Below are 13645 nucleotides of genomic sequence, written 5' to 3'. Positions count from 1 at the left end.
CGAATAAAACTGGCATGATAAGAGGAAAACCCCGAACCAAAGTGGATCCAATGGTTCGGGGTTTTCCTCTATTAACTTCTATTTCGATTTTAGATTAAGTAGGGACCGAAGAATATCATGATAAAAGCAACATGAATACCTACAAAATAGGTCACCTGAATGGGAATGGACCAATCTCTTTTCTTTAGGCCAAGCATGAGAATACCATAGGTGAGTACACCAAATCCTAACAGATAAATAAACGAGCTTCCCGTGAAAGAGAGGTAGTCAGGAGCACTATTCATTAGGGAGTGAGTAAACAACCGGTCTTTAAATATTAGAGTAGCAGCAAGATAGATAAAGATACCTGTGTAAAATACCCAGGGATGGTCATTATCAAGCGCTTTATTATTGCTGAACATCATAATTACAAGGAAAATCAACGGCCAAATAAACCAAAGAAAAGCGATGACTATGGTAAGAAAACTCAGAGACAGCATTCCAGCTGTTTTCCCTAACGCATTCAATAAGTTTCTTTTGTGAACTCCTTTCGCCTTTGTAATCACTTCTTTTTGGGAGGATGATAAAAATAAATCCTTTTGGTCACCGGTTAAATCCAGCCAAGTAATTGTATCATTATTGATCCACATCGGTTTTACAGAATTACTTGGTGTATTACTTAATCTCATGACACTTGTTACCTCAGTATCATTTAAAGCTGCCTTATAAATGTTAAATTGCTTTGATTCTTTATAACGAGTTGCAGTTCTGCCAAATGCTTTAAATAGAAGCTGAGTATGACCGTCATTTAATCTCAGTTTAATGTCCCCGAGTTCAGTTAAATGACCGCTTCCGTGTGGATCTTTAATCGATAATTGAGTTAAATTCAGTTGTTTTTTCATAGGAGTGGAAGCATAAAAATATTGGTTCTGTGGAGTTCCACTCATGTTTTGTTTCTGTAAGGCGGTAACTAATACTTTGACGGTATTGTCCTTTATCGCAAATTGTAAATCTTTTGCCACGAGGGAATCATCTAATGTAAAGTCGGATTTTCCGAGAGTAGTCACTTGATTATCCTTTAATTTATAGAAAGTGATGTGATTCCCTTTTTGATCGACTGAATTCTTCATCAGGTACGTACTCTGACCGGATTGATAAGCGTGTATAGAAGCATTTTCATTTTCCAGTTTTAAAAGAGGTTGAGACGTTAAGCTGTCGGTTTCCAGGGAGTAGAGCTGATTATCTTTACGGTAGAATACCTTGCTGTCAGTTGAGATAAATTGATCTATATCTGTCAATTTTTTATGGGTTTTTCCATTATATAGGGCGTAGTAGTCGGAATATAGAAAAGTAGTATCCTTTAAATAAACTTGAGTAAATTTGTTGACAGGAATCTGATATGTACTTTTATTCTTTAAATCGTAATCCTTATTATATATTTTCTTTGTAACGCCATCGGCAGTTAAATAAGTAAGCGTTATATCTCCATTCGCAGCAGTATATAGCGAAGGTTCTGAAGCAACTGGCGTCGTTCCAAGATTGATTTCTCTACTCCAGTTTTTTTCCGGGGCTTCAGTAACTTTTTGATAATTATTAATAAATAATAAGGCAATTCCCACCATTATTATAATGACTGGGGCAAGCCATACCCATTTTCTTTTAAAAAACTCCATGAAATCCATTCCTTTCCAACTATGTAATCTATTAACTACTATAGCTTACATACGGAATAAAAATCTATAGGTTTCAGAAAATTAAAAAACCGCGCAGGATTTGCGCGGTTACTCTTCTTCCTCATCTTCTTCATCGCCTACAGCGCTATGTGCTAAACGGCTGGAAGCAGCTGCCGCTATGGCTCCTACGATATCGTCAAGAAAAGTGTGACATTCTCCAGTTGATTTATCATTAAGCTTTTGCAGGATTCCAGGTTTTTGCTTATCAATGTAGCCATAATTAGTAAATCCAATGGAACCATACACATTTACTATCGAAAAGGCGATAATTTCATCCACTCCATACAAGCCTTCATCAGCTGCTATTGTAGCTTGAAGTGGTTCTTCTAATTTATTTTGTTCTGCTAATTTATCCAGCTGAATGCCAGTGAGAATCGCATTTTGAACTTCCCGCTTCTTTAAAACTTGATTTACATTATAGCGGCAGTCCTCCATGGTCAGGTTGTTATGATATTTGGATTGAAGATAGTGCACCAACTCTGCCATATCGTCTATGGTGACTCCCCGCTCCGTCAGCCATTCGCGTGCCGTTTTCTCAAGTGCGGATATTTTCTTGTTATCTGCCATAATCGTTGCCTCCCTCATTTACTCAACCCTAGTATAATTTACCCTGATTTATGAAACAAAAACTAAAAGGGATATTATTATTATACCAATAAATCGCTTTCATTGTGACAAATGACCTTCGTGATTTAAAAAGATGTTAAACTGAATAATAACCTGAGAGGAGGACGAAGCGATGAGCAAGCCGTCAATCTTTATTACAAGAAAACTTCCTGAGAAGGTTCTCGCACCTTATAGGGATAAATTAGAAATTGATATGTGGGAAAAAACAGATGAAGCAGTACCGAGAGAGGTCCTTTTACGAAAAGCAAGAGAAGCGGATGGTCTAGTGACCATGCTGACAGAATCCATTGATGACACTTTACTGAACGAAGCTGCCAATTTAAAAATCGTAGCAAATATGGCTGTTGGATATGACAATATCAATGTCGAAAGCGCTAGAAAGCATAACATTGAAGTAACCAATACACCTGATGTGTTAACCGATACTACAGCTGACCTGGCTTTTGGACTGTTAATGACATCAGCCAGAAGAATAGTGGAGGCAGATCAATATGTAAGAAATGGAGACTGGAAACATTGGGCACCTATGCTGATGGCGGGTTCCGACATCCACCATAAAACTCTTGGGATTGTGGGAATGGGACGGATAGGTACAACCTTAGCCAAACGTGGCAGAGGGTTCGATATGGAAATTCTTTATCATAACCGGTCGAGAAATGTAGAGGCTGAAGAACAGCTTGGAGCTGAATATGTGAGCTTGGAGTATTTACTGAAGAATGCAGATTTCGTTGTTTGTCTTGCCCCGTTGACTGATGAAACCTACCACATGTTCGACCAAGCGGCTTTCAAGCATATGAAAAATGATGCTATATTTATCAATGCTTCAAGAGGCGCCTTAGTGAATGAAACGGCATTGTATAACGCTCTCGTATCGAAAGAGATAAAAGGAGCAGGGTTAGATGTGTTTGAGAATGAGCCAATCTCCAAGGATCATCCTCTTCTACAGCTTAATCAAGTTGTCTGCCTTCCGCATATAGGTTCTTCGAGTGTAGAGACCCGTACGAAAATGATGGAACTTGCTTTAAATAATGCTCTGCGTGTACTGCAAGGAGATACAGCGATTACGCCGGTATAAAAAATCCGCCAGCTGTAAAAGCTGGCGGAGTATCCTGACAATCATTAAAATACTTGTTCTACTTCGTAAACTCCCGGAACTTCCTGGGATAGAGCTCGTTCAATACCGGCTTTTAAAGTGATTGTTGAGCTTGGGCAGTTTCCGCAAGCCCCCATGAGACGCAGACGGACGATTCCATCTTCAACATCTACTAATTCAACGTCTCCTCCATCACGCAGTAAAAATGGGCGAAGTTTATTAAGTACTTCCTGAACTTGTTCATGCATGTTCAATCTTCCCCTTTCTATATAATTCATTATAAAACGTTTCATTGAAAAAATCTATATTGTCTCATGATATTTATTGAGAACCATTTTCATTTTATCTTTTTTCAGATCTTTTGTAAAATAAAAGAAAAGAGCTGTCAGCTTTAGAGGAGGGGAATCATGGGGGGAGAAAAAAAGATTCATTTGGATGTTTACGGGGCAGAAATTAAATGCCCAAGTTGTGTGAATGCTCCTGGAGCAAAGGAAACCTATGAGTGGCTGCAAGCTGCCATATCAAGGAAGTATGGCAATCAAGACATAACTTATCATTATATTGATATTCACAAATCTGAAAATGAAGAAAAGCATACAGAATTTGTAAATCAAATTCTTAATGATGAACTTTTTTATCCACTTGTAGTAGTGGAGGGAGAGATCGTCGCTGAGGGTATTCCACGCTTAAAAACCGTTTATCAGGCGTTAGAACAGCATGGCTTACAAGAACTTACCGGTCTTTAATTAACGATCGATGAAAACGTATGGTAAAATAGGTGCTGTATGGGGATTCATTCTTCATTCAAAGGAGAGACAATGGATGAATCCAATGGTTGAATTTTGTATAAATAATTTGGTGAGTGGGTCACAGGCAGCAAAAGAAGTGCTTGAAAAAGATCCAGACCTAGATGTAATAGAGTACGGCTGCTTAAGTAATTGCGGTCTTTGTTCATACGGTTTGTTTGCATTAGTCGAAGGAGAACGTGTGATGGCTGAAACACCAGAAAAACTTGTAGATAATATTTATGAATATTTGGAAGAGAATCCCCACCTATAAAGGGTGTCAGCTTTGTAATACCACACGATTCCTTATTAAACGGCCGCCAGTTAGGCAGCTAAGTAAGAATTTCCAGTTAAGATGAATGGAAATTCTTTTTTTGACTCAATGGCATATGTATATAGGGTTGAAGGATTTAGTCAGAGGAGGTACTTCCTAAACTCCATCGAATCACTGTTTTACTTAGTTTAGAAAGAGATTAAACATTTGATAATATAAAGGCTGGTTAGTATACTAACAGTAAGATTAGAAAGGAGAGGCTCGGGATGATTCTGAACATTACAGAAGCGGCTAGTCACCGAATTAAAGAAATGATGAAGGAAGAAGATTCTGAACAAGTACGTCTTCGCTTCGGTGTTAAAGGTGGAGGTTGCAGCGGATTGTCTTATTCAATGGGCTTCGAAGATCAGATTAACGAAGAACTTGATATTACTGAGGAAGCACATGGAATTCCGGTAGTAATTAATAGACAGGATGCCGCCATTATAGAAGGAACAACCATCGACTTTAAACAGAATATGATGGGCGGAGGTTTCACAATCGATAATCCGAACGCGATTGTCTCCTGTGGGTGTGGCTCTTCCTTTAAAACCGCAACCAATGCAGGTACTCCAGATCCTAACTGTTAAAAAGTAAAGGAATAAAAACTGATCGTTTATTTAATTACAGTTAAATGATTGGAAATACAAATCCCGCTGAACGAATATGCCACTTGTTCAGCGGGATTTTATGCGTTTAAATTTTTAAGATTAAGATTAGATAGAGATAGGAAGTTCCTGCTCTGCATACCTTTAATTAAAAGGAAAAGAGGGGGAGTTTCCTTATGAAGAAATTTCTCATGCAAAGTTTTTCAGCAGATGAAAGCAGAATTAGTGCAATTATTATTGGTTTTTTTATCACGCTTATTATTTCTATGCAGCAGTATATTCTTTCAGGCACCGTCGATGAAAATGCAAAGCATTTGTTAATCACTTTTGTATATGTGATAGGCGGGGTACATGTATCCAACCAAGTAAAGGAATACGTTACTATAGAATTCCGGAGAAATGGGAAGGGCTCTCCTCCAGAAGAGTGAATAAGAAAAGCCAGCCTATTGATCGGCTGGCTTTTTCTACGTGTATGGCTGGTTTTTTAAGTGAACATACTAGTGGAATGCTTCGGCTGAAGGCGAGCATTTGGATCCATATAGGCTTTGGCATTATTTACGGCTGTCGGACCTTCCCCGAAACCTGAAGCAATGAGCTTCACCTTGCCAGGGTACGTACAAATATCTCCTGCAGCGTATATGCCTTGAATATTCGTTTCCATTTTCGAGTTTACCACGATGCTGTTCTTTTCAATTTCCAGTTCCCAGTCTTTAATCGGTCCAAGGGAGGAAATAAAGCCGTAGTTCACAATAAGATCATCTACATCTACTGTTTCTACTTTGTCCCCTTTGACCTCTTGCAGTACCACTTGAGAAATTCGATCTTCCCCGATCATCTTTTCAGGTGTGAACGGGGTCAGCAGTCTGACCTTTGAATTTTTAAGTTGCTCTACACTGTGTTCATGAGCACGGAATTTATCTCTACGGTGTACCAGGGAAACTTGTTTAGCAATAGGCTCAAGCATAAGGGCCCAGTCTACTGCTGAATCCCCGCCGCCGCAGATCATTACATTTCTATCTGCAAATTTGCTCATATCATCTACAAAATAATGCAGGTTGGAATTTTCGTATTTTTCGGTACCATCCATTTTTAATTTACGAGGCTGGAAAGCACCATTTCCGGCAGTGATGATAATTGTTTTAGTGTAGTGAACACCTTGGTTAGTCGTTAATTTAAAGGATTGATCCTCCATGCGTTCTATGGATTCGACGGCTTCCTCCAGTGCAATAGCTGGGTCGAACGCCATTGCTTGTTCTTTAAGGTTATCGACAAGCTCCTGGGCACGTACCCGAGGAAATCCTGCGACATCAAATATATGTTTTTCTGGATATAATGCAGTTAATTGGCCTCCAAGATGTGGCAGGCTCTCTATGATCTTAACGCTGGCTTGCCGCATTCCGCCGTAAAAAGCGGTAAATAAACCTACGGGACCACCACCGATGACAGTTATATCATAAACTTTATCATTCATAGTTCTCCCCCCTGTTCGTTATGATTACATTTTTTCATTCTATCATAAAATCCATATCCAAGGGAACAATGTTATTGTGTAAGCACTTTCGGGTAATGGTCAGTAGTAGTACTTTATTTATGGAATAAGTTGAAAATGCCGAAAACAAGGAATAAGAAAAGACAAAAAAACATAGGTGGCAGTACCGTTCTTATAGGAACAGATTGGCTTTTTTTTATAAAATACTGTGTGAATATAGTCACAATACCCAAGAAAGCTAACCTGAAGCCTGTTTAGTGATTAAATACTAAGAGATGGAAGTGATGATGTTGAAGAAACCTACTATTGTCATTCTAGGTGCAGGTTATGGAGGAATGATTACTGCAGTCAAACTTCAAAAGAGTTTAGGAATCAACGAAGCCAATGTGACGCTGGTGAACAAGCATAGTTATCACTATCAAACCACTTGGCTTCATGAAAATGCTGCAGGAACGCTTCACCATGATCGTACCCGTATTCAAATTAAAGATGTGGTAGATCCAGGCAAGATTAATTTAATACAGGATACCGTAACTGCTATTCATCCTGAGAACAAGAAAGTCACGTTAGAAAACGGCGAACTAGACTATGATTATTTAGTTATTGGATTAGGGTTTGAGGCGGAAACTTTCGGGATTTCTGGATTGAAAGAGCATGCATTTACGATTGGCAGCATTAACAGTGCCCGCCTGATCCGTCAGCATATTGAATACAACTTTGCTAAATACAACAATGAAAAAGAGAAAAAGCAGGAGCGGCTAAATCTAGTGGTCGGCGGGGCAGGCTTTACAGGAATCGAGTTTGCAGGCGAACTTGCTAATCGTGTGCCCGAGCTTTGCAAGGAATATGATATCCCCCGGGAGAAGGTTCGTATTATTACCGTAGAAGCGGCTCCAACTGCATTGCCTGGATTTGACCCTGAGCTCGTGGAATATGCTATGAACAGGCTTGAAGCGAAAGGGGTAGAATTCAGGATCGGAGCCATGATCAAAGAAGTAACAGCAGATAAATTAATTTACGAAAAGGACGATCAGCGCGAAGAAATTCCTACAAATACTGTGGTATGGGCAGCCGGGGTACGCGGGAATCCACTGGTAGAAGAAGCTGGGATAGAAGCTAATCGCGGGCGAGTGAAGGTAAGAGAAGATCTCCGTCCTTCTGAATATGATGATGTATTTATCGTAGGGGATTGTGCACTGATTATTAATGAAGAAACAAATCGCCCGTATCCCCCAACTGCTCAAATTGCTATCCAGCAGGCAGAGAATACAGCAGCTAACCTTAAACGGTTAGTTCAGGGACAGACCCATTTAGAACCCTTTACTCCGGATCTTAAAGGAACTGTAGCTTCTCTTGGCAGCAAGGATGCTATTGGGGTAGTCTTTGGTGACAAGAAACTCTTTGGCTGGTCCGCATCAGCGATGAAAAAGGTGATCGATAATCGCTATCTTCTTAAATTAGGCGGGATCGGTCTAGTATTGAAAAAAGGCAAATTAAACTTTTTAAATTTATAGGCCATCGGTGAACGAAGCAAAGGCAGATCATTCTGCCTTTGCTTTTTTTATAGATGAACTATAAAATATAGGGTGGATGAGGGGTACATAGATAAAATTTACAGGGGGAAACGTTTTTGAACATCGTACAGTTTTTCGTTTCTATATTGCTCTTTTTTGTGCTTTTTTTTGGGATTTCCTTTCTTATTAACATGATTTTGCGTTCTTCTTGGTTAATGGCTTATGTATATCCAATTATTGTCCTGTTAATCATTGACGACTTTGCGTTCAGCAAGTATTTTGCCTATCCTGGATACGCTTTTCCAACCGTGTTTGACCATTTAATTCATTTGAAAGTCGTGGATATATTAATCCTGCTCAGTGGCTTTTTAGGAACGATTGGAGCAGGATGGGTTATTCGTTTTCTTAGAAAAAGCGGGTATCAAATGTTTTAATTCATTTCACTGTTCGATCCTCTCATCTCAGATCTGAGGATCGGACTTTTTTTGTATAATTAGGTAAGTGGTTGGACATGATTACATCGAGAGGTGATGATCATGAAAAGGCGCACTTACCATATGATGATAGCTGGGTTATTAACAGCTACTCTATACAATACAATTGCTAATCTTTCAAATTTATCAGTGACTGATTTGGATGATTGGCTGGCTAGTAATAACCAAACTGTTTCGATTCAAACAGCTGTAAGGACCGCCCAAGAGAAGGAGCAAACGAATGACTCTGCAGTTGAGGAGGAACAAAGTTCTGCTGCTTCTGCCGCAGGATACAGTTCACTAAAGGATACTTTGACTTTATCCAATTATCCCAAGAAGACCGTGACGGCCACAGGGTATACAGCAGGTTTTGAATCTACAGGAAAGACGCCTGAGCACCCAGAGTATGGGATTACTTTTTCAGGAGTTCCTGTACAGCGTGATTTATATTCAACAATTGCAGCAGATATTAGAGTGTTTCCGATTGGTACAGTATTGTTTATTCCCGATTATGGGTATGGGGTGGTGGCAGATACCGGTTCCGCCATACAAGGCAACAAAATTGATCTTTATTACCCCTCAGTGGATGCTGTATATGATAATTGGGGAAAGAAAACACTTGAAGTCTATGTGATTAAAAGGGGAACAGGGAAATTAACTGCTGAAGACCTTAATCACTTGAATGAAAATCAGGCTTTACAGGTGTTTCGTAATGAAATCCTTAAAGAATGATAGAAGAGTCTGAAGATGACAACGGTCTTTCTTCACTCACCCAAAGAAAGCGTGACATCAAGAGCTTCAGCTTGATGTCACGCTTTTCTGTTCAGTCAGAGATGTTTCTTCTGACCTGCTAATAAATCATTGAATGCAGGATAAAAGCAAGTAAAATTCCGGTGACTCCTCCAAAAAAAACTTCGATAGGCTGGTGTCCGAGAAGTTCTTTCAATTCCGCTTTACGTTGAAACTGTTCTTTATTTCCCCAATCTTTAGCTTCATCTACAAACCTTTGGAAATCTTTTAGTAAGATATTCAGCATGATCGCCTGTTCGCCGGTTTGTCGTCGTACACCTGTGGAATCGAACATCACAATGATCGTAAACACGCAGGCCACAGCAAAGATGGCAGAATCGAAACCTTCTTGTATGCCGACTCCGGTGGCAAGAGCCGTGACAGCAGCTGAATGACTGCTTGGCATACCGCCTGTACTAAAAGCAAGGCCAGGAGTAAACTCTCTTGATGCGAAAAAATGGATGGGAATCTTTACAAGCTGTGCAAAGAAAATAGCAGCGATCGATGCCCACAAGGGGAAATTATGCAATAAACTCAGCATGGTGACATCCTTTCCAGCCCAAAATAAAATAGAAATTCATCCGTGTTCATAAGAGGTGAGTATGAAAAATTCTATGTATATCATATCACATTCAAATAATGAACGTCCCTAGAAATGTTGTTCCTAAAAGTTAAAGTAAGAAAAAAATTAAGGTTTCTAGTATACTTTGAACTGGAGGTGTTCACATGTTTTCAACTAGAAAAACATTATTCGAGGAAGACCAGGCTTTAATCGTCGGTTTATTTCAGGATGATAAGAAGATGAATTCCTATCATCAGGTCAATGAGAAATTTAATGGTCAGCTGGACAGCTACATACAGGAAGGTGATCTTTCAAGTAAAAGACAGAAAGTGTCTAAATTAATGCCCGCAGGAATCCTTTCGGCAAAACGCGTCTACTTTATAGGCTTAGGTAATAGTGATCAACTGACTCGCTCTACTTATCGTAAAGCTCTAGGCCGGTTATTTAAACAGCTGCAGCAGGATGGAATTACTCAAGCAGCTCTAGCAATGGATAGTTTAAAACCTGATCAGCTTCGCATTGAAGAGTGTGCGGAGATAATTGCAGAAGCGATGATTACATCTACTTGTGTACTCAAACATTATAAAACCCGAAAGTCGGAAGGCTCCCTTGCGATCGAGCACGTTACTTTCATAAGCAGTGACGATGAACGCGTGTTACTTCGTTCCGCAGCGACTGGATTTGCGTTTGGTAAAGGGGTAAATACAGCAAGAGACCTTGTCCATCTGCCTGCCAACCTTCTGACTGCGACAGATATGGCGAAGTATGCGCTTCACATGGCAGACAATTATGGGTTTGAGGCAGAAATTTTAGAGAAAGAAGATATGGAGGAACTGGGGATGGGAGCTCTGTTAGCTGTAAATCAGGGTTCCACTGAGCCTCCGAAAATGATCGTATTAAAATATCAGGGCTTAGAAAACTGGGAGGATGTTACCGCTTTAGTAGGAAAAGGGATTACGTACGATACAGGCGGTTATTCGATTAAATCTAAAACCGGTATGCCTGGTATGAAAGGGGACATGGGAGGTGCAGCTGCAGTCCTTGGTGCCATGGATACGATTGGCAGGCTTAAGCCGAGCAAAAATGTATTAGCTGTTATTCCTTCCTCAGATAATATGATTTCTGGCTCCGCTTTCAAGCCAGATGATGTCATTACTTCATTAAGTGGGAAAACCATCGAAGTGCTGAATACAGATGCGGAAGGCAGGCTTGCGCTAGCGGATGGCGTGACGTATGCCAAACAGAACAAAGCTGACCGCGTGATAAACGTCGCCACTCTTACGGGCGGAGTAGTTACCGCTTTGGGCTCCTGGATGACTGGAGCTATGACTAACAATATCAACCTTTATAAAGAGCTTGAGTCTATTGGGGAATCCATGGGAGAACCTATTTGGCAGCTTCCTTATAATGAGGATTATCAAGCCCAAGTTCGAAATAGCGATATTGCCGATTTAAATAATTCACCTACGAGAAAGGCCCATCCGATAATGGGGGGAGCTTTCGTAGGAGAATTTGCTGAAAATACTCCGTGGGTTCACTTAGACATTGCAGGAACTTCTGTGGCAGAAGCTTCTCATGAACTTGGGCCAAAGGGACCAACAGGCGTGATGGCAAAAACATTAGCTGGTTATATTCTTAGCTAGGTAAGCTTCCAAAGTTCTGCACCATCCTAATTTTATACAAAAAATTTCCCGGACCATATTTTCAGAGGTCCGGGTTTTTATTTTCTATATTTGTCTGCTTCGATTTCCATGGCCGCAGTTATGGTTAACGTGCAGACCACTTCTTCTAGCCATTAAGCATTCACCAGAGGAAAAGCAGCATGCACTTCCCTAGTATTGTCTATGGTTGAAAAGCCCAAACAAACTCAATACTAATGTATAGGATAAATAAGATTATGTTTGGGGGAGGACTTTCCATGTCTTATCCAGAATATGCAGTTCCGCCCGAAGGAACATCGCCTTCAACAAGCAGAAGTATTGAAACCTGGCTCCTAAGCACCATGAAGCTGTGCATGGGAAAACACTTACTCATTCAAACGAAAAAGTATTGTTTTCGGGGACAGCTTGAGAAGGTAAAATCCTGCTACGCAGAGGTCTTAGTCGGAGATTCAGTTCTCTTTATCCCTTTAGATGAAATTGAAAAAATAAATCAAAAATGAAAAACACCCGTTATCTCATAGAGAACGGGTGAATCGTGCTAGTCTTGAATCGCTGCTTCTAAAGCAACTTCAATCATTTCGTTAAACGTGGTCTGCCTTTCTTCCGAAGAAGTTTCTTCTCCAGTAAGAATGTGGTCGCTGACGGTTAAGACCGATAATGCCTGCCGGTTATATTTCGCAGCTAGTGTATAAAGAGCGGTCGTTTCCATTTCTACGGCCAGTACATTATATTGAGCGAGAAGGTTGAATAAGTCCATTGCCTGGTCACGGTAGAAACTATCGCTGGTAAACACATTACCCACTTTAAGTTTAAGCCCTTTATTCTTTCCAGCATCGTAAGCATTTTTTAATAACCCAAAGTCTGCGGTCGGAGCAAAATCAATACCGCCAAAGACCATACGATTCATTTGAGAATCGGTAGTGGAGGTAGAGGCGAGAATGACGTCACGCACTTTCACGTCTTTTTGCAGGGCTCCGCATGTACCGACACGGATTAGTTTTTGAACATCATAGCTTTCCATTAGTTCATTTATATAAATGGAAATCGAAGGAACTCCCATTCCGGTTCCCTGTACAGAGATACGTTCACCTTTATAAGTTCCGGTATAGCCATACATGCCGCGGACTTCATTATAGCATTTTGGATTTTCTAAAAAATTTTCAGCAATATACTTTGCACGGAGCGGGTCACCCGGCAATAGAATTTTTTCAGCAATATCTCCAGGATTCGCACCAATGTGTGTACTCATTAGATAACCCCCTTGTATTAGTTAAGCTATTTAAAATTACCACACCAAAATAAAGAAAACAAATCATCATTATATAAAGGTTTGTATTAGTAAACCGTACTGGTAAAATAAAGAATAAAGGAAGATAGGCATCAGATCGATGTAAAAGAACTCGTGTTCCATTCATTGAAATAAAGACCGTGGGGGCGATACAAAGCTTTGCGGTTTATTTTCATAGTAAACGTTTCATAATAAAAAGAAGCCTTGGACCGTACACCTGCTAATAAAAGGAGCTGAAAAAATGAATATATCGATTTCGAAATTGCCGGGGATCGGTCAAAAGATTTCCCTTATAACCGGCGATGACAGTATGCTTGTTTTAATTGTCCATCACACTGGAAAGCGAGAATTATACTTTTTTGATGAGGCGGACAGTGAAGAAGCAGATTTTGCTATGGATTTAACTTCAGATGAAACTCGGGAGCTAGGGGCTCAATTGCTTGGTGCTACTTATCAGCCTGTAGATGCCGACAAATTGAAAATCTTTAAGAACCAAATTGTTATAGATTGGGTGGAGCTCAAAGAAAAATCATCGATTGCTTTTCAAACGATTGAAGAATCGGAGATCCGAAATAAAACGGGAGCAACAATTATTGGTATCGTTAAAGGAGACGAAACGATTGCCATTCCTGAAGCGGATACCCGACTTCAGCCCGGCGACGTCATCATGACCATTGGAAAGCAAGACCAAATTGACAGCCTGTCTGCTTTGTGTAAAGGAGAGGAATGAT

The 13645-nt window shown here is 40.1% G+C and carries 17 protein-coding genes; 11 read left to right on the top strand and 6 right to left on the bottom strand.

Annotation, left to right across the window (positions count from 1 at the left end):
• Positions 1 to 89: 89 nt before the first annotated feature.
• Together Q7A53_RS11785 and Q7A53_RS11780 are read right to left on the bottom strand one after the other, a co-directional pair.
• Positions 90 to 1652 carry a hypothetical protein gene (locus Q7A53_RS11785; RefSeq protein WP_411789370.1) on the bottom strand — a complete coding sequence of 521 codons (1563 nt, stop codon included), beginning with the start codon at positions 1650 to 1652 and terminating at the stop codon, positions 90 to 92.
• A 108-nt stretch (positions 1653 to 1760) separates the two neighbouring features.
• Positions 1761 to 2279 (bottom strand): phosphatidylglycerophosphatase A family protein, encoded by a 519-nt coding sequence (locus tag Q7A53_RS11780; protein ID WP_411789369.1) that lies wholly within the window; start codon positions 2277 to 2279, stop codon positions 1761 to 1763.
• A 172-nt stretch (positions 2280 to 2451) separates the two neighbouring features.
• Between Q7A53_RS11780 and Q7A53_RS11775 the strand changes: the two genes are divergently transcribed.
• On the top strand, positions 2452 to 3414 hold the full coding sequence (locus Q7A53_RS11775) for a 2-hydroxyacid dehydrogenase (RefSeq protein WP_411789368.1): 963 nt from the start codon (positions 2452 to 2454) through the stop codon (positions 3412 to 3414).
• 44 nt (positions 3415 to 3458) lie between these two features.
• Here Q7A53_RS11775 and Q7A53_RS11770 read toward each other — a convergent pair whose 3' ends face one another.
• Entirely contained in the window at positions 3459 to 3680 is a 222-nt protein-coding gene (locus tag Q7A53_RS11770; protein ID WP_411789367.1) for a NifU family protein, read from the bottom strand.
• A 159-nt stretch (positions 3681 to 3839) separates the two neighbouring features.
• Between Q7A53_RS11770 and Q7A53_RS11765 the strand changes: the two genes are divergently transcribed.
• The 4 genes from Q7A53_RS11765 to Q7A53_RS11750 all read left to right on the top strand — a co-directional run bounded on the left by Q7A53_RS11765 (position 3840) and on the right by Q7A53_RS11750 (position 5566).
• Positions 3840 to 4178: a YuzD family protein gene (locus Q7A53_RS11765; protein WP_411789366.1), complete on the top strand. Its 339-nt coding sequence runs from the start codon at positions 3840 to 3842 to the stop codon at positions 4176 to 4178.
• A 76-nt stretch (positions 4179 to 4254) separates the two neighbouring features.
• Positions 4255 to 4491, top strand: a complete 237-nt coding sequence (locus Q7A53_RS11760; protein WP_411789365.1) for a YuzB family protein — start codon at positions 4255 to 4257, stop codon at positions 4489 to 4491.
• 266 nt (positions 4492 to 4757) lie between these two features.
• Positions 4758 to 5120 carry a HesB/IscA family protein gene (locus Q7A53_RS11755; RefSeq protein ID WP_411789364.1) on the top strand — a complete coding sequence of 121 codons (363 nt, stop codon included), beginning with the start codon at positions 4758 to 4760 and terminating at the stop codon, positions 5118 to 5120.
• A gap of 194 nt (positions 5121 to 5314) precedes the next feature.
• On the top strand, positions 5315 to 5566 hold the full coding sequence (locus Q7A53_RS11750; protein WP_411789363.1) for a hypothetical protein: 252 nt from the start codon (positions 5315 to 5317) through the stop codon (positions 5564 to 5566).
• Between the two features lie 56 nt (positions 5567 to 5622).
• Here the strand turns inward: Q7A53_RS11750 and Q7A53_RS11745 are convergent, their stop codons facing one another.
• Positions 5623 to 6609 (bottom strand): NAD(P)/FAD-dependent oxidoreductase, encoded by a 987-nt coding sequence (locus tag Q7A53_RS11745; RefSeq protein ID WP_411789362.1) that lies wholly within the window; start codon positions 6607 to 6609, stop codon positions 5623 to 5625.
• A 293-nt stretch (positions 6610 to 6902) separates the two neighbouring features.
• On the opposite strand from Q7A53_RS11745, the gene Q7A53_RS11740 reads away from it, so the two are divergent.
• The 3 genes from Q7A53_RS11740 to Q7A53_RS11730 all read left to right on the top strand — a co-directional run bounded on the left by Q7A53_RS11740 (position 6903) and on the right by Q7A53_RS11730 (position 9346).
• A complete protein-coding gene (locus Q7A53_RS11740; RefSeq protein WP_411789361.1) occupies positions 6903 to 8141 on the top strand; it encodes an NAD(P)/FAD-dependent oxidoreductase in 1239 nt (412 codons plus the stop codon).
• Between the two features lie 116 nt (positions 8142 to 8257).
• Positions 8258 to 8575: a YuiB family protein gene (locus Q7A53_RS11735; RefSeq protein WP_411789360.1), complete on the top strand. Its 318-nt coding sequence runs from the start codon at positions 8258 to 8260 to the stop codon at positions 8573 to 8575.
• Between the two features lie 102 nt (positions 8576 to 8677).
• On the top strand, positions 8678 to 9346 hold the full coding sequence (locus tag Q7A53_RS11730) for a 3D domain-containing protein (protein ID WP_411789359.1): 669 nt from the start codon (positions 8678 to 8680) through the stop codon (positions 9344 to 9346).
• Between the two features lie 118 nt (positions 9347 to 9464).
• Here Q7A53_RS11730 and Q7A53_RS11725 read toward each other — a convergent pair whose 3' ends face one another.
• On the bottom strand, positions 9465 to 9941 hold the full coding sequence (locus Q7A53_RS11725; RefSeq protein WP_411789556.1) for a divergent PAP2 family protein: 477 nt from the start codon (positions 9939 to 9941) through the stop codon (positions 9465 to 9467).
• Between the two features lie 188 nt (positions 9942 to 10129).
• Here Q7A53_RS11725 and Q7A53_RS11720 point away from each other — a divergent pair, with 188 nt between their 5' ends.
• Positions 10130 to 11608 (top strand): leucyl aminopeptidase, encoded by a 1479-nt coding sequence (locus Q7A53_RS11720; protein ID WP_411789358.1) that lies wholly within the window; start codon positions 10130 to 10132, stop codon positions 11606 to 11608.
• Between the two features lie 275 nt (positions 11609 to 11883).
• Positions 11884 to 12126 (top strand): DUF2642 domain-containing protein, encoded by a 243-nt coding sequence (locus Q7A53_RS11715; protein ID WP_411789357.1) that lies wholly within the window; start codon positions 11884 to 11886, stop codon positions 12124 to 12126.
• 38 nt (positions 12127 to 12164) lie between these two features.
• On the opposite strand, the gene deoD is transcribed toward Q7A53_RS11715, so the two are convergent.
• Positions 12165 to 12875: a purine-nucleoside phosphorylase gene (gene deoD / locus Q7A53_RS11710; RefSeq protein ID WP_411789356.1), complete on the bottom strand. Its 711-nt coding sequence runs from the start codon at positions 12873 to 12875 to the stop codon at positions 12165 to 12167.
• Positions 12876 to 13155: 280 nt separating this feature from the next.
• On the opposite strand from deoD, the gene Q7A53_RS11705 reads away from it, so the two are divergent.
• Positions 13156 to 13644, top strand: coding sequence for a cation:proton antiporter regulatory subunit (locus Q7A53_RS11705; RefSeq protein WP_411789355.1), 489 nt, complete (start codon positions 13156 to 13158; stop codon positions 13642 to 13644).
• The last annotated feature ends 1 nt before the right edge of the window (position 13645 follow it).

The sequence above is a fragment of the Halobacillus rhizosphaerae genome (assembly GCF_046719735.1).
Lineage (GTDB): Bacteria > Bacillota > Bacilli > Bacillales > Halobacillaceae > Halobacillus_B > Halobacillus_B rhizosphaerae.
This window is presented reverse-complemented; position numbering and strand designations above follow the sequence as displayed.